The organism is Micromonospora sp. MW-13 (assembly GCF_003434305.1).
GTDB lineage: Bacteria > Actinomycetota > Actinomycetes > Mycobacteriales > Micromonosporaceae > Micromonospora.
Genome location: NZ_QKKX01000035.1, coordinates 184,224 through 209,235 on the forward strand (window position 1 = coordinate 184,224; position 25,012 = coordinate 209,235).

At 72.7% G+C, this 25,012-nt stretch carries 23 protein-coding genes and 1 riboswitch; of the genes, 6 read left to right on the plus strand and 17 right to left on the minus strand.

Going from position 1 to position 25,012, the window contains the following annotated elements; translation table 11 throughout:
• Positions 1-4 precede the first annotated feature (4 nt).
• Both C5N14_RS19180 and C5N14_RS19185 read right to left on the minus strand, forming a co-directional pair.
• A complete protein-coding gene (locus C5N14_RS19180) occupies positions 5-973 on the minus strand; it encodes a Gfo/Idh/MocA family protein (protein WP_117669486.1) in 969 nt (322 codons plus the stop codon).
• Complete coding sequence (locus tag C5N14_RS19185; protein WP_117669487.1) at positions 970-2,070, minus strand: DegT/DnrJ/EryC1/StrS aminotransferase family protein; 1,101 nt, start codon at positions 2,068-2,070, stop codon at positions 970-972. The genes C5N14_RS19180 and C5N14_RS19185 overlap by 4 nt, the downstream gene beginning before the upstream one ends.
• A 200-nt stretch (positions 2,071-2,270) precedes the next feature.
• Here C5N14_RS19185 and C5N14_RS19190 point away from each other — a divergent pair, with 200 nt between their 5' ends.
• On the plus strand, positions 2,271-3,338 hold the full coding sequence (locus C5N14_RS19190) for a lysylphosphatidylglycerol synthase domain-containing protein (protein WP_117669488.1): 1,068 nt from the start codon (positions 2,271-2,273) through the stop codon (positions 3,336-3,338).
• Positions 3,339-3,405: 67 nt separating this feature from the next.
• On the opposite strand, the gene C5N14_RS19195 is transcribed toward C5N14_RS19190, so the two are convergent.
• From C5N14_RS19195 to C5N14_RS19235, 9 genes are all read right to left on the minus strand, one after another.
• Positions 3,406-4,644 carry an acyl-CoA reductase gene (locus C5N14_RS19195; protein WP_165878154.1) on the minus strand — a complete coding sequence of 413 codons (1,239 nt, stop codon included), beginning with the start codon at positions 4,642-4,644 and terminating at the stop codon, positions 3,406-3,408.
• Positions 4,641-5,687 (minus strand): acyl-protein synthetase, encoded by a 1,047-nt coding sequence (locus C5N14_RS19200; RefSeq protein WP_117669490.1) that lies wholly within the window; start codon positions 5,685-5,687, stop codon positions 4,641-4,643. Before C5N14_RS19200 ends, C5N14_RS19195 begins: the two co-directional genes overlap by 4 nt.
• Positions 5,684-7,105 (minus strand): AMP-binding protein, encoded by a 1,422-nt coding sequence (locus C5N14_RS19205; protein WP_117669491.1) that lies wholly within the window; start codon positions 7,103-7,105, stop codon positions 5,684-5,686. The genes C5N14_RS19200 and C5N14_RS19205 overlap by 4 nt, the downstream gene beginning before the upstream one ends.
• Entirely contained in the window at positions 7,102-7,857 is a 756-nt protein-coding gene (locus C5N14_RS19210; protein ID WP_117669492.1) for an SDR family NAD(P)-dependent oxidoreductase, read from the minus strand. Before C5N14_RS19210 ends, C5N14_RS19205 begins: the two co-directional genes overlap by 4 nt.
• Positions 7,850-8,089, minus strand: a complete 240-nt coding sequence (locus C5N14_RS19215; RefSeq protein WP_117669493.1) for an acyl carrier protein — start codon at positions 8,087-8,089, stop codon at positions 7,850-7,852. Before C5N14_RS19215 ends, C5N14_RS19210 begins: the two co-directional genes overlap by 8 nt.
• A gap of 37 nt (positions 8,090-8,126) precedes the next feature.
• Positions 8,127-8,753 (minus strand): DapH/DapD/GlmU-related protein, encoded by a 627-nt coding sequence (locus C5N14_RS19220; protein ID WP_117669494.1) that lies wholly within the window; start codon positions 8,751-8,753, stop codon positions 8,127-8,129.
• Positions 8,754-8,755: 2 nt separating this feature from the next.
• Positions 8,756-9,946 carry a glycosyltransferase family 4 protein gene (locus C5N14_RS19225; RefSeq protein WP_165878155.1) on the minus strand — a complete coding sequence of 397 codons (1,191 nt, stop codon included), beginning with the start codon at positions 9,944-9,946 and terminating at the stop codon, positions 8,756-8,758.
• Between the two features lie 340 nt (positions 9,947-10,286).
• Entirely contained in the window at positions 10,287-11,219 is a 933-nt protein-coding gene (locus C5N14_RS19230) for an NAD-dependent epimerase/dehydratase family protein (RefSeq protein WP_117669496.1), read from the minus strand.
• 26 nt (positions 11,220-11,245) lie between these two features.
• Positions 11,246-12,385: a DegT/DnrJ/EryC1/StrS aminotransferase family protein gene (locus C5N14_RS19235; protein ID WP_117669497.1), complete on the minus strand. Its 1,140-nt coding sequence runs from the start codon at positions 12,383-12,385 to the stop codon at positions 11,246-11,248.
• 120 nt (positions 12,386-12,505) lie between these two features.
• On the opposite strand from C5N14_RS19235, the gene lhgO reads away from it, so the two are divergent.
• Complete coding sequence (lhgO, locus tag C5N14_RS19240) at positions 12,506-13,702, plus strand: L-2-hydroxyglutarate oxidase (protein WP_117669498.1); 1,197 nt, start codon at positions 12,506-12,508, stop codon at positions 13,700-13,702.
• A gap of 80 nt (positions 13,703-13,782) precedes the next feature.
• Here lhgO and C5N14_RS19245 read toward each other — a convergent pair whose 3' ends face one another.
• Positions 13,783-14,391, minus strand: a complete 609-nt coding sequence (locus tag C5N14_RS19245) for a TetR/AcrR family transcriptional regulator (protein WP_117669561.1) — start codon at positions 14,389-14,391, stop codon at positions 13,783-13,785.
• A gap of 251 nt (positions 14,392-14,642) precedes the next feature.
• Between C5N14_RS19245 and C5N14_RS19250 the strand changes: the two genes are divergently transcribed.
• The 4 genes from C5N14_RS19250 (at position 14,643) to C5N14_RS19265 (ending at position 19,733) form a co-directional block, all read left to right on the plus strand.
• Positions 14,643-15,539 carry an ABC transporter permease gene (locus C5N14_RS19250; RefSeq protein WP_117669499.1) on the plus strand — a complete coding sequence of 299 codons (897 nt, stop codon included), beginning with the start codon at positions 14,643-14,645 and terminating at the stop codon, positions 15,537-15,539.
• Positions 15,532-16,350, plus strand: a complete 819-nt coding sequence (locus tag C5N14_RS19255; RefSeq protein ID WP_207892787.1) for an ABC transporter ATP-binding protein — start codon at positions 15,532-15,534, stop codon at positions 16,348-16,350. Before C5N14_RS19250 ends, C5N14_RS19255 begins: the two co-directional genes overlap by 8 nt.
• A gap of 145 nt (positions 16,351-16,495) precedes the next feature.
• Complete coding sequence (locus tag C5N14_RS19260; protein WP_117669500.1) at positions 16,496-17,998, plus strand: bifunctional cytidylyltransferase/SDR family oxidoreductase; 1,503 nt, start codon at positions 16,496-16,498, stop codon at positions 17,996-17,998.
• A gap of 43 nt (positions 17,999-18,041) precedes the next feature.
• Complete coding sequence (locus C5N14_RS19265; protein WP_117669501.1) at positions 18,042-19,733, plus strand: CDP-glycerol glycerophosphotransferase family protein; 1,692 nt, start codon at positions 18,042-18,044, stop codon at positions 19,731-19,733.
• Between the two features lie 71 nt (positions 19,734-19,804).
• On the opposite strand, the gene C5N14_RS19270 is transcribed toward C5N14_RS19265, so the two are convergent.
• The 5 genes from C5N14_RS19270 to C5N14_RS19290 all read right to left on the minus strand — a co-directional run bounded on the left by C5N14_RS19270 (position 19,805) and on the right by C5N14_RS19290 (position 24,999).
• Positions 19,805-20,539 (minus strand): alpha/beta fold hydrolase, encoded by a 735-nt coding sequence (locus C5N14_RS19270; protein ID WP_165878156.1) that lies wholly within the window; start codon positions 20,537-20,539, stop codon positions 19,805-19,807.
• A gap of 231 nt (positions 20,540-20,770) precedes the next feature.
• A complete protein-coding gene (locus C5N14_RS19275; RefSeq protein ID WP_207892788.1) occupies positions 20,771-21,634 on the minus strand; it encodes a C39 family peptidase in 864 nt (287 codons plus the stop codon).
• 221 nt (positions 21,635-21,855) lie between these two features.
• Positions 21,856-21,998: riboswitch (cyclic di-AMP (ydaO/yuaA leader) on the minus strand.
• 313 nt (positions 21,999-22,311) lie between these two features.
• Complete coding sequence (locus tag C5N14_RS34000) at positions 22,312-23,073, minus strand: hypothetical protein (protein ID WP_117669502.1); 762 nt, start codon at positions 23,071-23,073, stop codon at positions 22,312-22,314.
• Between the two features lie 138 nt (positions 23,074-23,211).
• The gene (locus C5N14_RS19285; protein ID WP_117669503.1) at positions 23,212-23,583 is read right to left on the minus strand and encodes a hypothetical protein; all 372 of its coding nucleotides are present in this window, start codon (positions 23,581-23,583) and stop codon (positions 23,212-23,214) included.
• A gap of 201 nt (positions 23,584-23,784) precedes the next feature.
• Complete coding sequence (locus C5N14_RS19290; RefSeq protein ID WP_117669504.1) at positions 23,785-24,999, minus strand: acyltransferase; 1,215 nt, start codon at positions 24,997-24,999, stop codon at positions 23,785-23,787.
• Between the last annotated feature and the right edge of the window lie 13 nt (positions 25,000-25,012).

A 25,012-nucleotide genomic window follows, 5' to 3' on the forward strand; every position in this document is an offset into this window, starting at 1 on the left:
CCGCTCAGTGACCCTTGTTGTCCCCGATGACAGCGGCCACCGCGCGGTGGGCGGGGAGCAGCCGCTGGCGCTCCACGTCCGCGTCGAGGCGCCCGTCGAGGATGTCGAGGAAGTGGTCGAGCTGGGCGGCCAGCGGCTCCCGGTTCGACACCAGCTCGGGCACCTCCATGATGCTCTGCTGCCGGTATCCGCGGCCGTCCGGCGTCGCCGCGTCCAGCGACACGTGCCGGTAGATCGTGACGTCCTTGCGGATCAGGTCCGCCTCGATCAGCCGGTCCACCTCGCTGATGACCAGCGTCCGCACCTTGCGCTGACCGATCCGGCTCGCCGAGATGTTGGCCAGTGCGGTGTTGCCGAAGGTCAGCACCGCCTCGGCGACGTCCTCCGCGCCCGCGACGGAGTCCGGGTGGAAGTATCCCAACGCGCCCCGCGTCGAGGTCGGCTCCTGGCCGCCGAACGCCTGGATCGCCAGGTCGACGTCGTGCACCAGCAGGTCCCACGCCACGCCGGTGCGGATGCGGGGAGCGTACGGGGAGTGCCGGGTTACGGTGAGGTGCACCGGGCGGTGGATGAGCGCGAACGCGGTCAGCACGGCCGGATTGAAGCGCTCCAGCAGACCGCAGAGCAGCGGCAGTCGCCGCTTCTCGGCGATCGCGACGATGTCCTCGGTCTCGTTCAGGCTGCCGCAGACCGGCTTCTCGATCAGCAGCGGCTTGTCCGCGCCGAGGACTTCCTCGGCGAGGCCACGGTGAAACTCGGTGGGGGCGGCGATGATCACCGCGTCGATGTCGGAGAGGTCGGACAGGTCCGGCGCCCAGGAGGCGCCGTACCGGTCGGCGATGTCCCGGCCTACCGTCTCCCGGGGCTCGATCACGCGGGCCAGCCTGGCCCGGGAGGACTGGGAGATGACCCGGGCGTGCAGGGAACCCATCACACCCGTGCCTACCAGGGCAAAACGCACAGGGGCGGTCACGCTCCCACCGCCTTGCGGACGGCCTCGACCACCCGGTCCACGTCGCCGTCGGCGAGGTGGTGGTGCACCGGGAGGGAGACGCACTGCCGGACCACCCGGTCGGCGACCGGGGCCGGGTCCGCGACCACCCGGGGGTGCTCGCGGTAGCAGTCGTAGTCGTAGACCGTCTTCGGGTAGTAGATCCCACAGCCCACGCCCTGCTCGGTCAGCCGGGCGACCACCTCGTCCCGGGTGACCGGCGCGGCGTCGGTGACCAGCACGGTGTACTGGTGCCAGACGTGCGAGCGGCCCGGCAGCTCGGTCGGCAGCCGCAGGCCAGGCACGTCCGCCAGACCGGCGGAGAGCCGGGTGGCGTTGTCCTTGCGGCGCTTGACGTTGTCCCCGTAGCTGGCGAGCTGCGGGATGCCGAGGGCCGCCTGGAGGTCGGTGAGCCGGTAGTTGTGGCCGGCCACCTCGTACTGGTAACGCTGCCGCATGCCCTGGTTGCGCAGCACGCGCAGCCGGTCGGCGAGGGTGGCGTCGTTGGTGGTGATCATCCCGCCCTCACCGGTGGTGAGGTTCTTCGTGGCGTAGAGAGAGAAGGTGCCCAGACCGAAGCTGCCGGCGCCGCGCCCGTCGATCGTCGCGCCGAGCGACTGCGCGGTGTCCTCGACCAGGCCCAGCCCATGCCGCTCGACCAGCGGCACGATCCCACCCATGTCGGCCGGCTGGCCGTACAGGTGTACCGGCATCACGACCTTCGTCCGCGGCCCGATCGCGGCGCCGAGGGCCTCGGGGTCGAGGCAGAAGTCCTCCTCGCGGATGTCGGCGAAGCGCGCGGTGGCACCGGCCTCAAGGATCGCGTTCAAGGTGGCGACGAAGGTGAACGGGCTGGTGACGACCTCGTCACCGGGCTTGAGGTCGAGCACCTCCAGGGCCGCGACCAGCGCGGTCGTACCGTTGTTGACGGCCACCGCGTGCTCCACTCCGACGACGTCGGCGAACTCGCGCTCCAGCCGGGCGACCATCGGACCCTGTGCCAACACTCCTGAACGGATCACCTCGACCGCCAGCTGTTCGGCCGCCTCGTCGAGTTTGACGACGGAAATGGGGATCACAGCGTCTCTCCTTGGGGGATCGGTGGCAGCGAGCAGACGGTAACAGCGGCGGACTTCGACGGGACAGGTGGTCCGTCGTCGACGGATTCCGCATCGAGCGCGCCGGGTGCCTACGGGCGCGCAGCCTGGGCTAGTGTAGTGCCTTGCTCTGACCACCCCATTCCGGCAACGGGTGAATGCGACGCGGAGGCAGGTAACGCATGGTAGAGACCGCCGCGCGGAAGGACGCCGCCGTCACGAACGCCCCGGCGTCCCCCGCCCCGTCGGCCCCGGTCAGCCCGCTGAAGGGCTGGCTGTCGCTGGGTGTACGGGTGGTCGTCATCGGGGCCATCGCCGCCGGGATGGTCTGGAGCGTCGTCGACCAGTGGCCCCAGGTCCGCTCCACCTGGCTCGGCCTGGCCTGGCAGTCGGTGGCGCTCTCCGTCCTGGCGGCCCTGCTGGGCATGGTCGCCAACACGATGGCCTGGCGGGCCGCCGTGGACGACCTGGAGCACCGGGTGTCCGTCACCGCCGCGCTGCGGATCTGCCTGGTCGGGCAGCTGGGCAAGTACGTGCCGGGCAGCGTCTGGGCGTACGTGCTCCAGATCGAGCTGAGCAAGCGGGCCGGCCTGCCCCGGGCCCGGGCCTTCCTGGCCACCCTGGTCACCGTCGGCCTCAGTGTGACCGCCGCGCTCGGCCTCGGGCTGCTGAGCCTGCCGGCGCTGCGGAACGCCGCCGGCGCCACCGACTCCAGCTACGCCGACTCGGTCCGGGTGGCGCTCTGGATCGTGGCGGGGCTGTTCCCGATCGCGCTGGTCTGCGCCGTGCCACGGGTGCTCACCATGCTCGTCCAGCTCGCCCTGAAGGTGCTGCGCCGGCCGCCCCTGGAGAACCGGCTCACCTGGCCGGGAGTGCTGCGCGTGGTCGGCTGGAGCGCCCTGGGCTACAGCCTGTTCGGGGTGCACCTGTGGCTGCTGGCCAACGCCCAGGCCGCCCCGGGGATGGAGGGCCTGCTGCGCAGCATCGGCTCCTTCGCGATCGCGATGACCGTGGGTATGTTCGCCTTCCTCTCCCCTTCCGGGCTCGGTGTGCGGGAGGCCGTGCTGGTCGCCGCGCTGGCGCCGTTCCTGGTCGGCAGCGGCGGCGTCGGCGCGGCCATGGGCATCGCACTGGCGTCCCGGCTCATCTTCACCATCGCCGACGTCATCGCCGCCGGCCTGGCCGCCCTGTCCGGGGTGCGTCAGCTGCGCCAGGGTGCCCCGGCGCAGGTGGCACCAGCCACCGAGTAGCACGACGCACGCACGAACGGGCCCGATCACTCCGGCGTGATCGGGCCCGTTCGTCGTCCGGCGGACTTCAGCGAGTGACGACGCTGGTGATGCGGGTGAACTCCCGCATCAGGTCGTACCCGTCCCAGGTGGCGGCGAAGTTCAGCGCGTCGCCCACCGGGACGATCCGGTCCACTCCGCGACCGCCGAGGGCCCGGGCGAAGGCGACCAGTTCCGCACTGCTGAACCCGAAGTGGGTGACGGTCTGGTCCCGCCGGACCACCACCGGCGCGAGGTCCACGAGGGCCTCCACCCGCGCCTGCGGGAACGTCCCGATGCCGAGCCAGCGACGCGGGATGGCCCCCGGCTCGGCCAGGTCGACGGTCGCCAGGTCGTTGCCGTCGAAGTGGATGGCCGTGGCCGCTCCCTCGACGGCCAGGCCATAGGTGGCCACCCGCTTCTCCACCGCCATCGCGGCGTCCACCTCCGGCCGCTTGTCGTTCAGCACCGTCCGCAGGCGGGCCAGCAGGTCTGCGCGGGCGGCCTCGGCCGTCGCCGGGTCGCCGACCCAGTACACCGTCCGGGGGGAGGCGCAGGCCGCCTGGTCGAACCAGTAGGAGTCGTTGTAGAAGCCGAGGGCGGCGGCGGCGCGGTCCCGCTCGTTCGCCGTGAGCCAGCCCGCCGCACCGATCACGGTGAACGAGGAGCGGTCCGGGAAGGTCAGGTCCCGGGCGTGCGGGGCGAGGGGGTGCCGGCGGATCTCTGTGACCGAACGGTCGCCGCCCCAGACAACCCGCAGGTCTGCGGCGGCGGAGAGCGCGGCGGTCACCGCGTCGTCGCGGCCGTAGGTGATCATCCGCTGGCTCTGCCGGACCGCCTCCGCAGCGTCGGCAAGGGTGTCGTTGAGCGCGTCGAGCACCACGTCGGCTGCCCCGGCCGAGCGGGACGAGATCCGGACGACGTTGGCGTTACCGGCCAGCGCGGACAACGCCCACGAGTAGACGAAGATGGTGTCCACGTTGGCCGGTGGGACGTGGAAGACCAGTCCCCGGGGGAAACGCAGCTGACCCGGCTCGTCAGCCACCCGGTGGAGTGCCTTGGCGATCTCCCCTCGACGTAGGAAGAAGCCGAGCGAGGCCAACTCCGGGTGCCGGCGGGCGACCGCCGGGCGGAGCAGCCGCCGGGCGAACGCCACCAGGAAGTCGACCACCCGTTCGTCGCCGACGGTCAGCGGACCACCGGCCGGGGCCGCGCGCAGGGCGGTGACCAGGTCGTCGACGGCGACCGCGCCGCCGGCCGGGAACCGCTCGATGACCTTGCTGCTCATGCCGCCTCCGCGAACGTGTCGCTGCAACCACGGGCCTCGGCACGGGGTAGCCGGCCCAGGATGGAGAAGCGCTTGCCGGGCCAGACGCCGTCGTCGATGCCGTGTATGACGCCCTGGTCCTCGGTGAGCAGGATGTGCCCCGGGTACGACCGGGGCATCGTGCTGATCACCTGGACCACGCCCGGGGTGCCGACCGGCACCTCCTCCCAGGTGCGCGGGTCCCGGACGATGATGTCGGAGAATTCGGGGCAGTAGAGCCCGCCGCCGTCCGGCCCTTCCAGGAAGGTCGTGCCGATCTGCTCGACCATTCCGTAGAAGCTGTGGATCCGGGTCAGGCCGGTGTCCTCGGTGAACCGGCGGCGGAACTCGGCGTTGTCCACCGCGCGGTCGACCAGCTTCTTCCAGCCGCCGCTGTGGATCAGGATGCCGTTGCTCAGGTCGAACTTGTTGTCCCGGGCCAGCTCGTAGAGGTAGAGCCAGGTCATGAAGGTGAAGCCGAAGATGAGGAACGGCTGGTCGCCGTGCTTGTCCAGGAAGACACGCACCGCGTCCAGGTCGGGCTGCTCCTGCTCGTCGAGGACGAAGGTGTGCTCCCGGCCGAAGTTCATCAGGCCGAGCACTCCGGCGCCGCGGGCCGAGAACGAGTTGCGGTTCTTGAACAGCGCCTTCGTGTCGACCAGCAGCATCGGCAGCCGCTTGGCCCCGATCACCGTGCTCAACGTGGCGGAGAGCATTTTCTGCTGGACCCCGGCGGCGTCCCTGTCCAGGTAGACACGGCTCACGTCTCCGGTGGTGCCGGACGAGGTGAGCACCTTGAAGACCTGGTCGTCGGGGATGCTCTTCAGCGTGTGGTGCTTGAACAGCCGCACCGGCAGCCAGGGCAGGTCGGCGATCCGGTCGTACCGACGGCCGGGCAGATGACCCAGGGCGGCGAGCAGCCGGGCGTACTCCCGACTGTTGGCCCGGTGGTGTTCGGTCAGCTCAACCAGCTCGGGCAGCAGCTTCGCCTCACGGGCCGCCTGGTCGAGGGTGAACAGAGTCATACCAGCGCCTCCAGGGAGCGGTAATCGATCTTGCCGTTGGGCAGCTGCGGCAACCGCTCGATGGCACGGATGTCGAAGCCGGACCGGTGCAGCTTGAGCCGCTCGGAGAACCGGCCGGCCAGCGCCCTGGCCGCGTCGTCGGTGAGCTGCTCGACGAAGACGACGACCTTGTCGGGACCGGAGACCGCCACCACTGGTCCCTGCTCGCGGGCCATCTCCTCGATGTCGTGCAGGTTGACCCGAATGCCGAAGATCTTGCCGAACCGCTTGAGACGACCGCGGAGCCAGACGAACCCGTCCTCGTCGAGGTGGCCGAGATCACCGGTACGCAGCGTCCCGCCCTGCTCGTCCCCCCGGGTGAGGTCAGCCGAGCTCTCGGCGTAACCCATCATCACGTTCGGGCCGCGGTAGACCAGCTCACCGACCACACCGGGGCGGTCGGTCTCCACACCGTCCTCGCCGAGCACGGCGAACGACCCGCCGTCCAGGGCCGGGCCGACCGAGCCGACCCGGTCGGGCAGGGCATCCGCCGGCAGGGTGCTCATCCGCGGCGCGGCCTCGGTGCAGCCCCACATGACGTGGAACCGGCCGCCGACCGCGGCGATCTTCTCGTGGTAGGCGAGGATCATCTCGTCGCGCAACTTGCCGCCGGCCTGGGTGAGGGTACGCAACGACGGGTACTTCGCCGGGCTCCACCGGATCCGGTGCAGCATCTCGTAGTTGTAGGGCACCCCGGCCAGCGACGTCGCGCCGTGGGTCTGCACGGCCTGCCAGAACTCGCGGGCCAGCACCCCGCCGTCGACCACCAGCACCGTCGCGCCGGCCGCCAGGTGGCTGTTCAGCACGGACATGCCGAAGCTGTAATACAGCGGCAGGCTGGTCGGGGCGATCTCGGCCGGGCCGATGGCCAACGCCCGCCCGATCGCGGCGGCGTTGGACTCCACCGCGCCCCGGGAGAGCCGGACGAACTTCGGGTCCCCGGTCGAGCCCGAGGTCGCCAGCAGCACCGCGAGGTCGGGGTGGGGCTGGTCGGTCGACGGCCGCTCGCGGACCCAGACCGACCCGAGGGCCGGGTCGTCGACGTGGCGGTACTGCTTGGGCCGCTCACCGGGGGTGGCACCGGCGCCGCCCTCGGCCAGGCCGACCACCACGGCCGGCTCGAAGCGCCGGACGAAGTCCGCCAGCACGGCCGGGTCCAGCGACGGGTCCAGCGGCGCCACCGGGCGGTCGGCGCGCAGCGCACCGACATACCGCAGCACCGCGGCCACCGAGGTGCCGCTGCGGGCGAAGACCACCCCGGGCGGAAGACCGGCGTACGCGGTGGCGTGCCGCTCCACCTGGGCGGCGAGGTCGTCACCCCCGAGGACGCCTCCGGTGGCGGCGTCGATCAGCCGAGCGGTCGGGGCGATCAGGTTCACGGCACGAGCCCTCCATCGACGCCGAGCACCTGACCCGTCACATACCGGGCCGCGTCGCCGGCGAGGAACCGGATGACGTCCGCCACCTCCTTCGGGTCGCCGAGGCGGCCGAGCGCGGCGGCTGACGCCTGCCGGTCCAGCACCTCCGCCGGTAGTGCCGCCGTGAGGTCGGTGCGGATGACCCCGGGCGCGACGGCGTTGACCCGGATCCCCCGGCTGCCCAACTCCCGAGCGGCGGAGCGGGCCAGCGCGGCCACGGCGGCCTTCGACGCCGCGTAGACCGACTGACCGGCCGCGCCGTACGTCCCGACGACCGAGGCGAGCAGCACGATGGAACCGCCCCGCCGCTCGGTGCCGTCTTCGGCCCTGCGCTTGCGGGCCATCGCCCGGCCGGCGGCCTGGACCGCCGCGACCGTTCCGGCCACGTTGACGTCGAGCGTGCGGCGCACGTCGTCGGCGCGCATCATCCCGAGCAGGCCGCTCTCCATGATCCCGGCGTTGGCGACCAGCACGTCCAGCCCGCCGTGCGCCGCGGTGACCTGCTTGACGGTGGCGCCGACCGCGTCGAAGTCCGCGACGTCCAGCCCTACGCCGTGCCCGCCGAACTCCTTGCCCACCTGCTCGGCCCGAGCGGCGTCGCGGCCGGTGACGACGACCGTGGCGCCCGCCTCGGCGAGCGCTCGGGCGGTGGCCAGGCCGATGCCGCGCGTACCACCGGTGACCAGGGCCACCCGGCCGGTCAGCTCACTCATCGACGCCGAGGCCCCGCAGCATGTCGAGGGCGACCTTGAAGCTGCTCATGTCGATGACCTGCTCGGTCTCGAGCTGCACGTCGAACTCGTCCTCGATGGCGGCGACCAGGGTCATGTGCCCCAGAGAGTCCCACTGCTCGATGCCGCGGTAGTTGAGGTTCTCCACGTCGGTGCCCTCGGGCACTTCCAGGGCGTCCACGAAGACGGTGCGCAGGCGGTCGTTGAGGGTCATGATCGCATTTTCTCCGTTGAATCAGTGAGGGTTGTCGTCACTGCCCGTCGCGGCGCCCGGCCGGCGAGCCCCAGACCGGGGTCTCTCCGCGCGCCTGCGCCTCCGCGCGGCGGGCGGCGTTCTCCGCCCGGACCCGTTCGGCCTCGGCCTGGATGTGCTTCTCGTCGTACCGCTGGAAGACCCGGGCCGGGTTACCCGATACCAGACTGTATGCCGGAACGTCCTTGGTCACCACCGACAGCGGGCTGACCGTGGCGCAGTCACCGATGGTGACCCCCATCATGATCACGCTGTTGCCGCCGATGAAGCAACCCTTGCCGATCCGCACCGGCTTGCGCTCGATGAGGTCGCTGCCGGAGTGGTTCTCCAGCATCATGTTCGCCAGCCAGCTGGAGTGGGTGAACACCAGACAGTTCAGGCCGATGCTGGTGTGCTCGCCGATCTCCAGGCCGCCGCTGGCGTCGAGGACCGTGTTCTCCCCGATCCAGCAGTGCTCGCCCATCACCAGGTTCTCCGGGCTGACGATCTTCGTCCGCTCGCGGATCCGGGTGGTCTCGGGCAGGCCGAGGTGCCGGGCCCGCTCCACGTCGTTGAGGAAGCCGCCGACGAAGTCGTTGAGGATGCCCGTGCGCAGGCGGTTGCTGCGCTCGTCGTCGGAGAACATCGTCACGCGCGCTCACCCACCATCCGCTCGAACACGTCCAGGTGCTTGCGAGTGACCACGTCCAGGGTGAAGTGCGAGTACACCAGGTCCCGCTGGCGCTTGGCGATCCACTCCCGCTCCTCCGGCTCGTCGAACAGCCGGATCACGGCGTCGGCGAGGTCGGCCGGGTCGTTCGGACGGACCAGCACGAAGTTCTCCCAGTTGCGCAGGTGCACGGCCGGGAAGTTGGTCTCGGTCACCGTGCCGATCGTCGCCCGGCCCGCCGCCATCGCCTCCAGGCTGGCGGTGCCGAAGCCACCGCCCTGCAGGTCGTGGGCCACCACGTCGGCAGCGGCGAAGTACGCCGGCACGTCCGCCGACGGCACCGCGCCGGTGGTGATGATCGCGTCGCTGACCCCCAGCTGCGCGGCCCTCCTCGCGAACGCGTCGAAGTAGACCCGACCAATGATCATGACCTTGGTGTCCGGGTGCTTCGCCAGGACGGTCGGCAGCGCCTCCACCAGGGCCAGCCGGTCCCGCAGCGGGATCACGTGCCCCAGGGAGACGATCAGCGGCACATCGCCAACGCCGTGCCGGGCACGCACGTCGGTCTCCGGCCTGCTGTCGAAGCGGCTCGGCTCCACCGCGACCGGAATGTAGTCGAAATCCGCCGTGGTCGCGCCGTAACGCTCCGCACAGTAACGGGCGGCCAGTTCGTCCATGATGACGTAGCGGGGCCGGAACCGGCGGATGATGGGCTTGACCATGAACCGGTCCAGCATCCGGAACAGCGCCGCGTACTTCGGGTCCGGGCTCTCCAGGCGGGTGTGGATGGAGAGCAGCACCGGGACCCGGTGGCGACGCGCGTACCAGCCGGAGATCCAGCTCAGGTCGAAGAACTGCCCGTGCTGGTGGATCACGTCCGGCTTGAACTCGGCCAGCAGCCGGGAGACCCGGCGCAGGTTGCCGGGGCGGGCCAGGGCGAAGGCCATGTCGAAGTCGATGGACAGACCGAGCTTCGGCATCGGCATCGCCGGCAGCCGGACAACCCGGTAACCGTCGCGCACCTCCTCGGCCGGCGTGTCCCGGTAGGCAGCCGTCAGGACGAGCACCTCGTGCCCGGCGGCGGCGTAGCGTTCCGCCAACGCCGCGGCGAGGTGGGAACTCCCGCCTGGTCGAGGGGGGAAGAAGTTGTTGACGACCGCGATCCGCACAGCGGTAACTCCTGTCGAGGTCGGTGTGGGGGGCGGGGGGTCCGGGCCCACCGGTGGATGGTACGGGCGGGCTGGGGGATCTGCCGGGAGGCGACGCCGGCCTACGCTACCGCAGCTCTGGAGGGATCGGCGACGGGCTCCGGTCGAGGTTGATCGACACGGGACGCGGCGGCGGCGCGCGTACGGCGGCCCACCCGTCCGCTTCAGGCCGGCCCGGCGGTCGACGCGCGACCCATGGACGCGCCGGTCCAAGCACCGGTCTCCGGGCATCGAACGCCGCCGCAGAACGGGTTCACCGGGAGCCCGTGCGACGACGGGCCCCCGGCGGACGGCGGCTGGGTCACGCCACCTCGGTCTTGATCAGATCCGTCATCCCGTCCCCGACGGCGATGGTCGGCTCCCAGCCGAGCACCTCGCGGGCCCGGGTGATGTCCGCCGCCCGGCGGCTGACCAGCACCTCGCGCGGGTTGAACTGCGGCTCCACGTCCACCCCGACCGCCTTGATCAGGATCTCGGCGAGGGCGGCGACCGAGGTGTCGAGGCCGGTGCCGATGTTGACCGGCACGTTGCCCTGCTCGGCCTCCATCGCGGCCACCACCGACCGGGCGATGTCGTGGACGTGGATGAAGTCCATCGACTGCTCGCCCTTGCCGTCGATGACCGGCGGCTCGCCGTTCTTCAGCCGCTTGACGAAGTGGTTGATCACCGAGGTGTAGTAGGCGGTCGGCTTCTGGCCGGGGCCGTAGACGTTGAAGAAGCGCAGGGCGATCCAGTTGAGGCCCTTGCTGCGCTGGTAGAAGGCGAGCAGGTCCTCGCCGGCCCGCTTGGAGATGCAGTACGGGGTGAGCGGGTCGAGCCGGTCGTCCTCGTGCATCGGCAGCTTCTGCGGGTCGCCGTACACCGAGGCGGAGGAGGCGAACACGAGCCGCTTCACCCCGTGGTCGGCGGCGGCGGCGAAGACGTTGTGGTTGCCGACCATGTTGATGTCGATCGACTCGTGCGGGTCGGCCTGGCTCTTGTTGATCGAGACGGCGGCCAGGTGGATGACGTACTCGCAGCCCTTCATGGCCGCGTGCACGGCGCCGCCGTAGCGGACGTCCTGGTCGATCAGCTCGACGTCGCCGGTGGCCACCAGCTCCGCGACGCGGTCCCGGTCGCCCCGGAACATGTTGTCGAAGATGCGGACCCGGTAGCCCTTCTCCAGCAACAACGGCACCACGTGCAGGCCGATGAAGCCCGCGCCTCCGGTGATGAAGACGGTCTGCTTCGACATGGCGGACAGTGTCCTTCCTGGGGGGATCAGCGGCCGGTGGCCGCGCTGGTGACGACGTCGACCAGGGTGGCGGCGACGGTCTCGACCTGGGCGTCGGTGAGGTTGGCGTGCATCGGGATGGCCAGGTGCCGGGCGAACAGGTCCGCCGACACCGGGCACGGGTCGGTCTGGCCGTAGAGCGGCTGCAGGTGCGAGGCGTACGTGCCGAAGGTGCACTGCACGCCGCGCTGGCGCAGCGCGAGGGCGACCGCGCCGCGGTCCACCGAGGGGTCGAGGGTGACCACGTACGACTGCCACGGGTGCTCGCGGTCCGGCGCCTCGTACGGGGTGGTGATCAGCTCGTGGTCCTTGAGCAGCTCGCCGTAGCGGGCGGCGGTGCGCCGCTTCGCGGCCAGCAGGTCCGGCAGCCGGTCGAGCTGGGCGATCATGATCGCCGCGGCCACGTCGGAGAGCCGGTAGTTGTAGCCGAGCTCGGTGAAGGTCGGGATCGGCAGGTGGGACAGCTCGGCGCGGGTGAGCGCGCCCTCCACCCCGTAGGTGTGCAGCTTGCGGGCGTGCGCGGCGAGGTCCTCGCGGTCGGTGACGTACGCCCCGCCCTCGCCGGCGGTGATGCCCTTGCGGCCGTGGAAGCTGAAGGTGGCCACGTCGGCCAGGCTGCCGGCGGGGCGGCCCTTGTAGGTCGCGCCGGCCGAGCAGGCGGCGTCCTCGACCAGGAACAGCCCGTGCCGGTCGGCGACGGCGCGCAGTTCGTCGTAGTCGGCGGGCTGGCCGAAGGCGTCGACGGCGATGATGCCGACGGTGCGTGGGGTGATCGCCGCCTCGACCGCGGCCGGGTCGACGGTCCAGATGTCCGGCCGGACGTCGGCGAAGACCGGCTTCGCGCCGGTCCACATCACCGAGTGGCCGGTGGCCGGGAACGTGTAGTCGCCGACGATCACCTCGTCGCCGGGCTTGACGCCGAGGGTGAGCAGCGCCAAGTGCAGCGCCGACCCGCAGTTGCTGGTGGCGAGCGCGTGCCGGGTGCCGACGGCGGCGGCGAAACGCTCCTCGAACCGCCGGCTGGTGGGACCGGAGCCCGCGAGCCAACCGGAGGCGAAGACCTCGGCGATGGCGGCGAGTTCGGCCTCACCGACCGTGGGCTGACCGAGCGCGATGACCTCAGACATGTGACTCCCCGAGAAATTGGACCCGCAGCAGTCTAGGCCACCTGTACGGGTCGGACGCGAATCGGGCGCGCCGGGCGACTTCGTTACCATCTGTGGCCGGCGCCCGGCAGGGGAGATGAGATGACAAGGTTCGTGGTCGTGGGTGGCGGCATCGTCGGCCTGGCGGTGGCGCACCGGCTGGTGACCGACCGCCCCGGCGACTCGGTGACCGTGCTGGAGAAGGAGCCCGGCTGGGCGGCGCACCAGACCGGCCACAACTCGGGCGTGATCCACGCCGGCGTCTACTACAAGCCGGGCAGCCTGAAGGCCACCATGTGCAAGGCCGGCAGCGCGTCGATGGTCGAGTTCTGCGCCGAACACGGGCTGACGTACGACATCTGCGGCAAGCTGATCGTCGCCACCGACCCGGCGGAGCTGCCCCGGCTGCACGCCCTGCACGAGCGGGCGAGCGCCAACGGCCTGCCGGTGCGGCTGGTCGACGCGGCCGAGGCCGCCGAGCACGAGCCGCACGTGGCCGCCGTCGCCGCCCTGCACGTCGCCTCGACCGGCATCGTCGACTTCGGCGCGGTCTGCCGCAAGCTCGCCGAGCTGCTCGCCGCCGGCGGGGCGGACCTGCGTACCCGTACCGAGGTGACCGGGGTGGCCAACCGGCCCGACGGGGTGGTGGTCACCACCACCACCGGCGAGGTGGTCGGCGACGTGCTGATCAACTGCGCGGGCCTGCACGCCGACCGGATCTCCCGACTGGCCGGGGTGCCCACGCCGGTGCGGATCGTGCCGTTCCGGGGCGAGTACTACGAGCTGACCCCGCGGCGGCGGGACCTGGTGCGGGGGCTGATCTACCCGGTGCCGGACCCGCAGTTCCCGTTCCTCGGGGTGCACCTGACCAAGATGATCGACGGCAGCGTGCACGCCGGTCCCAACGCCGTGCTGGCCACCGCCCGGGAGGGCTACTCGTGGGGCCGGGTCAGCCCGCGCGACGTCTGGGACGAGCTGTCCTACCGCGGGCTGTGGGCGCTGGCCCGCCGGCACTACCGGTACGGCCTGACCGAGGTGGCCCGGTCGCTGTCGAGGAAGAAGTTCGCCGCGAGCCTGGCCCGGCTGGTGCCGGAGCTGACCCCGGCGGACATCGTCCCGGCCGGCGCCGGGGTGCGCGCCCAGGCGATCCTGCCCGACGGCGGCCTGGTCGACGACTTCCTGATCGTCGAGGCGGACCGGCAGGTGCACGTGCTCAACGCCCCCTCCCCCGCCGCGACCAGCTCGCTGGAGATCGCCCGGCACATCGTCTCCCGGCTCCCGCTCGACGCCGGCCGCTGACCCCCGCCCGGCCCGCCGGAATCCCACACCGTCGGCTCGGGGCGGGCTCGCGGCCGGCGACCGGGGGCGGCGCGGGCGGCTCAGGCGGGGGTGGCCGGCAGGGCGGCGTCCCGCTGCCTCGGCACGGCCGGTGCCGCGCCGAGGCCGGCCGCCACGGCCTCCACCAGCACGTCGAGGTACGCCTGGGTCGGGGTGGACCGGGCGATCGCCAGCCGCCAGTAGAGCGGCCCGACGACGAGGTCCACGGCCGCGCCCGGATCGGTGCCGGCGGGCAGCTCGCCGCGCTGGACGGCCCGGGCGACCAGCGACCCGCCGATCTCCTGCTGCTTGGCCCGCAGCACCACCTGGAGGGTCTCGTCGATCTCGGGGTTGCGGGCCGCCTCGGCCAGCAGGTCCGGGATGATCTGCGAGGCCAGCGGGTGGCTCAGGGCGTGGGTGACCAGCTTGAACAGCAGGGTGAGGTCGCCGCGCAGGGTGCCGGTGTCCAGCGCCGGCAGCTTGCTGCCGGCCGCCGCGACGACGATCTCCAGAACCAGTTCCAGCTTGGAGCTCCACCGCCGGTAGATCGCCGTCTTGCTGACCCCGGCCCGGCGGGCGACCGCCTCGATGGAGAGCCGGCCGTAGCCGACCGCGGCGAGTTCCTGCATCAGCGCCCGGCGGATGGCCGTGGTGATCTCGCCCCGGAGCACCGCCGCGCCGGCCGGCGCCCGCCTCTTCTCGGTGCTCACGGCAGACTCTTCTCGGGTGTCACGGGAGACTCTTCTCGGCGGTCACGTGGGACAATGTACCGCAACGACGCTACGGTTGCGTCCCGACGTGTTTATGGACTACCTTCCACGCAGCGACGAGGCGGCGCTCCACGCACCGGCCACGCTCGATGAGTTCGAATCCCGTCGTCGCGCGCATCCCGTTGGTACGACAAGATCGGAGCGCCCATCCCATGGCCAACACCGCGCTGGCCGACCCCGACGCCGGCCTGTCCCAGGCACAGCTGGCCGCCCGGCACGGGCTGCGGGTCGCCGGCGAACGGCCGTCCCTGGCGGAGTACACCCGCCGCCTGTGGGCGTACCGGCACTTCATCGCCGCGTACTCCAACGCCAAGCTGGTCGCCTCGTTCAGCAACGCCCGGCTCGGGCAGCTCTGGCAGGTGCTCACCCCGCTGACCAACGCGGCGGTCTACTACCTGATCTTCGGACTGGTGCTGAAGCAGAACAGCATCCCGAACTTCATCGCGTACCTCACCGCCGGGCTGTTCATCTTCAACTTCACCCAGACCGCGGTGCAGAACGGCACCCAGTCGATCACCGGCAACCTGGGGCTGATCCGGGCGCTGCACTTCCCCCGGGCCTGCCTGCCGCTGGCCGTCATGCTCACCCAGTTCCAGCAGTTGCTGGCCTCGCTGGTGGTGCTCGTCGGCATCGTGCTGGTGACCGGCGAGCCGCTCACCGTCGAGTGGCTGCTGCTGGTGCCGGTGGTGCTGCTCCAGGCGCTGTTCAACGCCGGGCTCACCATGGCGGTGGCCCGGCTGGGGGCCAAGGTCGCCGACCTCAAGCAGGTGATGCCGTTCCTGCTGCGCACCTGGATGTACGGCTCCGGCGTGCTCTACAACGTGGCGCTGTTCGAGGAGAACCTCCCCGGCTGGGCGACCAGGCTGGTCGAGGCGAACCCGATGCTGGTCTACATCGAGCTGGCCCGGCACGCCCTGCTGGAGGGGGCGCCGCTGCTCAACTCCTCGATGCCCCAGCTCTGGGCGTACGCGGTGGGCTGGGCGGTCGTGATGGGTGTGGGTGGTTTCATCTACTTCTGGCGCGGCGAACAGGAGTACGGCCGTGGTTGAGCACATCGAGGCGTCCAACGACGTCACCGTGACGCTGCCCAGGATCACCGAGCGCATCCCGACCGTGGTGGTCGACGACGCGCACGTGATCTACCGGGTGCACAAGGGCGCCAGCGGCGGCACCAGCCCGGTGGCCGCGCTGCGGCGGATCGCGTCCCGCGCCTCGGCGCCGAACATCCGCGAGGTGCACGCGGTCAAGGGGGTCAGCTTCACCGCGTACCGGGGCGAGGCGGTCGGGCTGATCGGCAGCAACGGCTCCGGCAAGTCCACCCTGCTGCGGGCCATCGCCGGCCTGCTGCCGGTGAACCGGGGTGCGGTCTACACCCAGGGTCAGCCGTCCCTGCTGGGCGTCAACGCCGCCCTGCTCAACGACCTCTCCGGTGAGCGGAACGTCACGCTGGGCTGCCTCGCCATGGGCATGCACCCCGACGACGTGCAGCGGCTGACCCCGGAGATCATCGAGTTCTCCGGGATCAACCAGCGCGGCGACTTCGCCTCGCTGCCGATGCGCACGTACTCCTCGGGCATGTCGGCCCGGCTGCGGTTCTCCATCGCGGCGGCCAAGAAGCACGACGTGCTGCTGATCGACGAGGCGCTCGCCACCGGCGACAAGGGGTTCCGCAAGCGCAGCGAGCAGCGGGTCCGCGAGCTGCGGGAGAGCGCCGGCACGGTGTTCCTGGTCAGCCACCAGCTCTCCTCGGTCCGGGACACGTGCGAGCGGACGATCTGGCTGGAATCGGGCGAGCTGCGGATGGACGGCCCGACCGACGAGGTGCTGCGCGCGTACGAGGACTTCTCCAACGGCAAGTAGGGTTCCGGCATCCGTACGGTGTCGTGCGGGTGCCGACCCACCGCGTCGTCCCTGGGGGGCGACGCGGTGGACGCGTTATGGTTCACCGGGCCGCCACGCGGCCGTCACCCATTGTTCTGGCATTCCCCGAGAGTGAGGATCGGCAATGACGCAGGACCACACCACTGGCCCGGACGCCGCACCGGAGACCCCGGTGCCCTGGCGGCCCTCGCGGACAGTGGCGGTGGTGCTGGCCGGCGGCACCGGGACCCGGCTCGGCCTGGGTATCCCGAAGCAACTGCTGAAGATCGCCGGCAAGCCGATCATCGAGCACACCCTGGCGGTCTTCGAGGCCGCCCCCGAGATCGACGAGATCATCGTGCTGATGGCCACCGGGCACGTCGCCGACGCCCAGCAGATCGTCGACAAGGCCGGCTTCCGCAAGGTCAGCAAGGTCATCGAGGGCGGCGACACCCGCAACGCCACCACCCGGATCGCCCTGGACGCCGTCGGCGAGGGCGACGTCAACATCCTCTTCCACGACGCGGTGCGCCCGCTGCTCAGCGGCCGGATCGTCCGGGAGTGCGTGAACGCGCTCTGGACCTACGCGGCGGTGGACGTGGCGATCCCCTCGGCCGACACGATCATCCAGGTCGACGAGAACGACTGCATCACCGACATCCCGGTCCGCTCCACCCTGCGCCGGGGCCAGACCCCGCAGGCGTTCCGCTCGGGCACCATCCGGGAGGCGTACCGGATCGCCGAGGGCGACGCGAACTTCGCCGCCACCGACGACTGCGGCGTGGTGCTGCGCTACCTGCCCGGCACCCCGATCAAGGTGATCGACGGCTCGGACGAGAACATCAAGGTCACCCACCCGGTCGACGTGCACCTCGCGGACAAGCTCTTCCAGCTCGCCGCCGCGCAGGCGCCCCGGCTGACCGACCACCGCGGCTACACCGAGGAGCTGACCGGCCGGACCGTCGTCGTCTTCGGCGGCAGCTACGGCATCGGCCACGAGCTGACCGAGCTGGCCCGAAGCTACGGCGCGCAGGTCTTCCCGTTCAGCCGCTCCACCACCGGCACCCACGTCGAGCGGGCCGCCGACGTCGAGGCCGCGCTGAAGACCGCCTTCGAGGCCACCGGCCGGATCGACCACGTGGTGGTCACCGCCGGCATCCTGGAGAAGGGCGAGCTGGCGGAGATGGACCAGGAGACCATGGACCGGGTCCTGCACGTCAACTTCGTCGGCCCGGTCACCATCGCCCGGCAGTCCCTGCCGTACCTCCAGCAGACCAAGGGCCAGCTCCTGCTCTACACCTCCAGCTCGTACACCCGGGGCCGGGCCCGTTACGCGCTCTACTCGGCCACCAAGGCCGCGCTGGTCAACCTGACCCAGGCGCTGTCCGACGAGTGGGCCGAGTTCGGCGTACGGGTCAACTGCATCAACCCGGAGCGCACCGCCACCCCGATGCGCACCAAGGCGTTCGGCGAGGAGCCGGAGCACACCCTGCTCGCCGCCGAGGCCGTCGCCCAGTCCTCGCTGGACGTGCTGGTCTCCGAGCTGACCGGGCAGGTCATCGACGTGCGCCGGGCGCCGGGCGAGATGCCCGCCGCGACCGTCCCCGGCCAGGTCGGCAGGCCGGCTGCCCCGGCGACGGCCGGCTGACGGGTTCGGCGGGCACCGACGCGGCGGGAGAAGCGGAAGCGACATGCGTGGTGACCTGGTCAGGAAACTGATCGCCCGGGCGGCGACCACCGGCCTGGCGGTGCTGGCGTTCCTCGTCCTCGCGCTGACCGGGGCGACCGGTTGGGGGCTGGCGCTCGCGGTGGCGGCGCTGGCCGCCGCCGGCTGGGAGCGCCGGGTCCGGCCGTCCGCCGACAGCACCGCCGAGTCGGTGCTGCTCGCGGCCGGCATCCTGGTCGGGTACGCCCGCCGGCTCGATGCCGGCTTCGACCCGGCGCTGGCCGCCACGGCCCTGGTGCTGCTGGGGCTGGTGCTGCTGGTGGGGCCGCTGCGGCAGGCCGGGGACCTGGAGATCCGGGCGGCCAACCTCCCGGTCCGGGCGTGGACCCCGCTGGTCGCCGGCCGGCTGGGCGACGCCCTGCTGGTGCTGCTCGCCGCGGTGGCGCTGGCCGCCGCGCTGGTGCTGCCGGCGTTCGTCGCCCTGCTGCTGGCGCTGGCCGTCGGGGCGGGCGCCGGCGCGGTGGCGCTGGACCTGGCCCGCCGGCGGCTCCGGCCGGGCGCCGGGGGCGGGGCGGTGGCCGGGGCGCTGCGGGCGCACCGGCCGGAGTTCCTGCTGCATTTCTCCGCCCCGCCGGGGTCGGAGTACCAGGTCACCATGTGGCTGCCGTACCTGGAGCGGATCGGCCGGCCGTTCCTGGTGATGGTGCGGGAGCCGGAGTTCCTCGCCCCGATCGCCGCGGCCACCACGGCCCCGGTGGTGTACTGCCCCACCCTGAAGGCGATGGACGAGGCGCTGGTGCCGAGCCTCAAGGTGGCGTTCTACGTCAACCACGGGGCGAAGAACAGTCACTGCATCCGGTTCACCCAGCTCACCCACGTGCAGATCCACCATGGCGACAGCGACAAGGCGCCCAGCGCCAACCCGGTCTCGGCGATCTTCGACCGGATCTTCGTGGCCGGTCCGGCCGCGATCGACCGGTACGCCCGCGCCGGGGTGGACATCCCGGCGGAGAAGTTCGTCGTCGTCGGCCGCCCGCAGGTCGAGTCGATCGAGGTACGCCGGGAGTCGACCCCCGGCCTGGCGAATCCGACGGTCCTCTACACCCCGACCTGGACCGGGCACCACGCCGACGCGAACTACTGCTCCCTGCCGGTGGGCGAGACGATCGTGCGCGGCCTGCTGGCCCGGGGCGCGACGGTGATCCTGCGCGCCCACCCGTACACCGGGCAGAACCCGGCGTCGGCGCGGCAGCTCGCCCGGCTCACGGAGCTGCTCGCCGCGGACCGGGCCCGCACCGGGCGGCAGCACGTCTGGGGCGCGGCGGCCAGCCGGGAGATGTCTCTGGTCGACTGCGTGAACCGCTCCGACGCGCTGGTCTCGGACGTCTCCGGGGTGATCTCGGACTACCTCTACTCCGGCAAGCCGTACGCGGTCACGGACATGGGCGGCGACGGCGACCGGTTCGTCGAGCGGTTCCCGCTGGCCGGCTCGGGCTACGTGCTGCGCCGCGACGCGGCCAACCTCGACGAGGTGCTGGGCAACCTGCTCGACACCGACCCGAGGGCATCGGCCCGCTGGGCCACCCGCTCCCGCTACCTGGGCGACTTCCCCGCGCAGCAGTACGCCGAGGCGTTCCTGGCGGCGGCCCGCCGAGAGCTGAACCCAGCCTGGACCCCCCCGTCCCCCCGCGCCACCCACCCCACCCCGTCGCGTTGATCAAGAAGTTTGCGTCAGGATCGCGCCCAGAGCCGACGGAAACCTCTTGATCAACGCGACGATCCTCCCCGTTAGAGGTGGGGGGTCAGGAGGGTCAGGACGGCGGCGGGGTTCTCGACGTGCGCGTGGTGGCCGAGGCCGGGCAGGGTGACCGTCGGGACGCCCAGCGCCCCGAGCTGGGCGTCGCTGACCATCGGGTCGCGCTCGCCCCTGGCCAGCACGACCGGGACGTCGACGTCGGACAGCAGGGCGGGCAGGTCCGGTGCGCCGACCCCGAAGGCCGCCGGGTCCATGGCCAGCCGCCACCGGCCGCCCTCCCGGCGCAGCCCGCCGTCCACGACGGGATCGTCCGGGGCGACCAGCCCGGCCAGGCCGGACACCCGCAGGTAGCGGCGGGCCGCCTCGTCCCGGGAGGCGAACCAGGCCACGGGGCGGGCCGCCAGCTCGCGGGCCCGGTCCAGCTCGGCGGCCGACCAGGCGGCCTTGATCCCGAGGCCGACCACCACGTCGACGGGCAGGCCCCGGCCGCGCGCGGCCAGCGCGAGGCCGACCACGCCGCCCAGCGAGTGTCCCAGGACCACGAGCCGGTCGCCGGGGCGCAGCACCTCGGCGACCCGGTCGGCGAGGCCGGCGAAGGTGTAGGCCGGCAGTGCCGGCGACCAGCCGTGGCCGGCCAGGTCGGGTGCCAGCCACCGGCCCGGCCAGCGGCTCTCCAGCAGCGGCGCGCAGGGCAGCCACACCTCTCCCGTGCCGCCCATGCCGTGCAGCAGCAGCGCCACGCGCCGGGTACCCGTGTCGTCGGTCATGCGGCGCAGTGTCGCACCGCGCGGCCCGCCGGGCGAGCGTCCGGACCGGGAGACGACACCGGACGACGATACCGACGGGCGACACCGGACGACACCGGACGATGACACCGACGGGCGACACCGGGCGGCGGCGGTACCGGACCGGGCGGGCGGCAGCGGTGCCGGGCCGGCGCGGGACGGCACCGGGCCCCGGCTCACGGGGAGAGCCGGGGCCCGGTGGGGGGAGGGTGATCAGGCCGAGTAGCCCCTGGTCGCCGCCCAGTGCGCCAGGGCGACAGTGCTGATCCAGTACGCCGGGACGGCGGGGTCGGCCGAGTCGGCGATCCGCACGGTGCGGCCGTCGTTGCGGTAGCCGACGACGGCGATGTAGTGGCCGCCGGGGAAGGAGTGCCAGCCGCCGTCGACGTCGGTGGCGTCGCCGGCGATGTTCACCACGACACCGCGCCCAGCGCCGACCGCCTGCACCACGTCGGCCTGGAGCCGGTCGATCTGGGCCGCGGTGGCGGCGCCACCCGGGATCATCCGGGTCCGGTACGGGTCGCCCTTGACCATCTCGTTGAGCACCCGGGTGGTGTCCGCGGCCGAGTTGGTGCCCATCTCGGTGGTGCCGAGGCGGCTGGCCAGCCCGTCCTGGTTACTCGCGACGCCGGTGGCGGAGAGCGCGTTGCGCACCGCCGCGGGGCCGCAGTAGTAGTAGGTGGTCTGCGCCTGGTAGTCGTAGTCGAGGAGCTTCGACGACGGCGGCTTCGGGGCGGCCGGCTTCGCCGTGGTCTGCTTCGGGGCCGCGTTGGTGGTCAGGTCGGGGTTCGGCGCGGCCGAGGCGGCGCTCGGCGACGGCGAGGCGCTGGGCGACCCGGTCGCGCCGACCCGGGCCTGGGCGCGGCTGGCCGCGCCGTCGAGGCGGGGTGCGATCTCGGCCACGGCGGCGTTGGTGGTCTGCCGCGGGGCGGGGGTGTCGTCGGCACCGGCCAGCAGCACGCCGGTGCCGGAGGCCAGCAGGAGCGCCGCGGCCGAGCCGGCGACGACCTGGTACGGACGCTCGGTGGCGAGACGTCGCAACTGCCGCTTGAGGTGGTCGTTCACGTGTTCCTCCACGGGGATGGGGGAGAGCGGGGGCACCCGGGCATGCGTCGTCGCACGGCGGTGCGGGCGAGACGCCCGCGGCCGGTGGGGACCGCTCTGGGAAGACGCCCGGTCAGCCGGGCGTACGGGTGGGTGCGCCGGTCAGCTCGTCAGCCCGGGGGCTACGGACGCGGGCACCACGGAACCGTGGTGGAGGAACAACCGAGGGGTGGGGGCATGCTGCACGAGGATGGCACTCCTTCCGACACCGCCTACCGGGTTAGCTGACGGATTCGGGCGGGAAGATCGCCCTACCACGGGCCGTGGCCCGCGGATTCACCCCACACGTGCACTGGGTCCCCGGTTCGTGATGGTCACGATTGAGCGGGTCGGCGCGGCGTCGCCTTGTTGCGAACGGGTACCGCACCGGACGGGCCGACATTACTGGCCGGCCTGAGCCCTGCCAACCCCATCCCACCTGCGTAAACCTTCCCCGAACAACTTTCTTGCAGCACATTCGGAACTGATGCGACTCAATGGGATTGCCGGCTGTCCCGGTGCCGGAGGTCGACAACCGGACGATCGGTCGTGATCGTCGGTGAGTTGTGTCGGCCGATCGGACGCAATGGGTCGACTGCCCGTTTGTGCGGCGACGTGACCGGCGTCACGAGGAAATTCGGGGCGGCTCTCGCTACCGGGCTGGACCGGGTTCAGCCGACCCGGGCCGGGCGCCAGCGGGCGGCCGGGACGGTGCGGCGGGCCGCCGCCGTCGCGGGCCGGGGGGCGGGCACCCGGACGGGGTTGGCCCGCTCCGCGGCGGCGTACGCCTCGGCGGCCAGTGCCCGGGCGGCCTCGGCGGCCAGCTCGGCGTCGCGCCAGGCGGCCCGTTCCCGGGCCACCGCCGCCCGGTGGCCGGCCTGCTTCCCGTCCCGCACCGCCCGGGCCAGCACGACCTCCTGCTGCACCGGGTGCAGGCGGGGGTCCCAGCCGCCCCGGTGCGCGAAGACGTCGCAGAGCTGCCGGATGGACAGCTCGCCGCGCAGGTGGGCGACCGTGGCGGCGTGGTGCAGCCAGCGCTCCCGGGCGGCGTACTCGGCGGGGGTGCGGGGGGTGCGCGGCGCAGGCAGGGCCCACCCGCCGGAGAACCGCCGCGCGGCGGCCTCCGCCTCGTCGTACGCCTGCCAGGCCCGGTCCAGGGCGCCCTGGGCGACCAGCCACGCGTCGCGCCGCCGGCGGGCGGTCTGGGCCGCCCCGGCGGCGGCCACCGCCACCTCCTCGGCGTACCGGCGTAGGTCGGCGGCCTCCTCGACGACCGGGTCGGCGGCGGGCGGGGCGGGGTCGACCGCCGGCCGGTCCCGCTGCGGGCGGGCGACCAGGAAGGTGAGCACGCCGAGGGCCACCACGAGCAGCACCGACCAGATGGCGACGGCCAGCGGCACCTCGACGAGGAACTGATAGAGAACGATGTCCATGGTCGGCACCTCACGGGGGTGGATGCGGGAAGCGGGCTCCGCGCGCCGCCGGGCGGGGCGCGGGCGCGCCACCGGGGCCGGACGGACGGGTGCGGTGGTGAGGTTCGCGGGACGGCGGTGTCGCGGGCGCGGGCGGGGTCAGCCGCGCGGCGGCGCGCGCGAACCGGCGGCCGCCGGGGCGGGGCCGAGGGGCATCCGGCGCGCCGGGGCCGGGTGGACCACGGACCACCCCGCCGGGCCGGCCGGGACCGCGTCGGTGTGCGCGGGGGCGGCCGGAGTGTCGACTGCGGCCCGGCCGGGGTCGGGTGCCCCGAGGACGGGCGGGCTGCCGGCCGGGGACCAGGCCGCCGCGGGCACGCCAGCGGCGGCGGCCCCGGCGGGCGACACGGCGTCGAACGACAGCGACCCGGCGCCCAGCGAGAAGGCGACCGCGACGGCCAGGCTGGTCAGCATCCGGGCGGTCCAGCGCGCGACCCACCACAGGGGACAGGTCGGCGCGACGGAGAGCACCCGTTCACGCTACCGAAGCCGGCCGCACGACGCACCGCTGCCGGGGCGTGTCGCGACGCCCCGATCGTCCGATTCTTCCCCGGCCCGCCGGCCGCCCGCCGCCGGCACGCGGGCCGCGCCCCGGCCGAACGGCGGGGCGGCGCGGGAACGGGCCGGTCAGCGCGGCTCGGCGCGGGGACGGGCCGTCGGGGGCCGGGCCGGTCAGCGCGGCTCGGGGATGGTGACGTACTCGCGGGAACGCTCGGGCGTGGGGGCGGCCGTCATCACCGGCCCGGGCGGATCGCCGGGGGTCGTCCCGCCGTCGGGGGCCGGCGGTCGGGGTCGGCGGGGCGGCCCGAGCCAGCGGGTCAGCGGCATCTCGACCCACCGGTGCAGCAGCCCGGCCAGTCCCAGGTTCACCAGCAGGAAGCCGACCGCCGCCAGCGGCCCCCACCAGCCGGGCAGCCCCGCGCCGAGTCGGTCGGCCAGCCGCAGCACGGTGACCATGACGAACACGTGCACCAGGTAGAAGGCGAACGAGACCTCGCCGAGCCAGACCATCGGCCGGGACCGCCACGGCGTCCGCGCGCCCCGCACGTCCGCGTCGGCGGCGGCGGCGATGACCAGCAGGTACGCCGCCGCGAGCAGCGCCGCCCACAGCTCGGCGCGGATCCACTGCGCGGCGACGACCCAGGTGGCCACGAAGATCAGGCTGGCCCCGGTGAGGCCGGGGCCCCGCCAGCGCCCCCGGCGCAGCAGCTCGGCCGCGGCGACGCCCATCCAGAACTCCAGGGACCGCACGACGGGGAAGATCTGGGTGAACCACCAGGTGCTCTCCTGCGGCACCAGGCGCTGGCCGGGCCAGAGCGCCACGATCAGCAGGGGCACCGCGACCACCACCGCCCACAGTGCCCCGGGCCGCGCCCGGCGTACCAGCGGCAGCGCGAACGGCAGGCAGAAGTAGAAGAACAGCTCGCAGGAGAGCGACCAGCTCACCGAGTTGACGCTGTAGAAGTAGCCGGGGGTCGGGTCCCAGGCCTGGAGCAGCAGGAGGTTCTCCACCGCGGCACGGACGTTGACCGGGTCGGCGAACACCCAGCCGCCGGTCAGCAGCACCACCGCCCACATCAGCACGTGGTTGGGGTAGATCTTGGCGAGCCGGCGGCGCCAGAAGTCGCGCCGGCGTTCCCCGTCGCGGGCCGACCAGACCAGCACGAAGCCACTGAGGATGAAGAAGAACTCCACCCCGGACAGGCCCAGGGTGAACAGCCAGTCGACGACCGCCTGGTAGTCGGGCTCGCCGACGATCCGCATGGTGCCGACGTGGTACCCGAAGACCAGCAGGGCGGCGACCCACCGCAGCCCGGTCAGCGACGGCAGCCGGCTCGCGGGCCGGGCCGGCGGCTCGGGGCGTACGACGGTCGGTGCGCTGGTCATGCCGGCGGCCCGT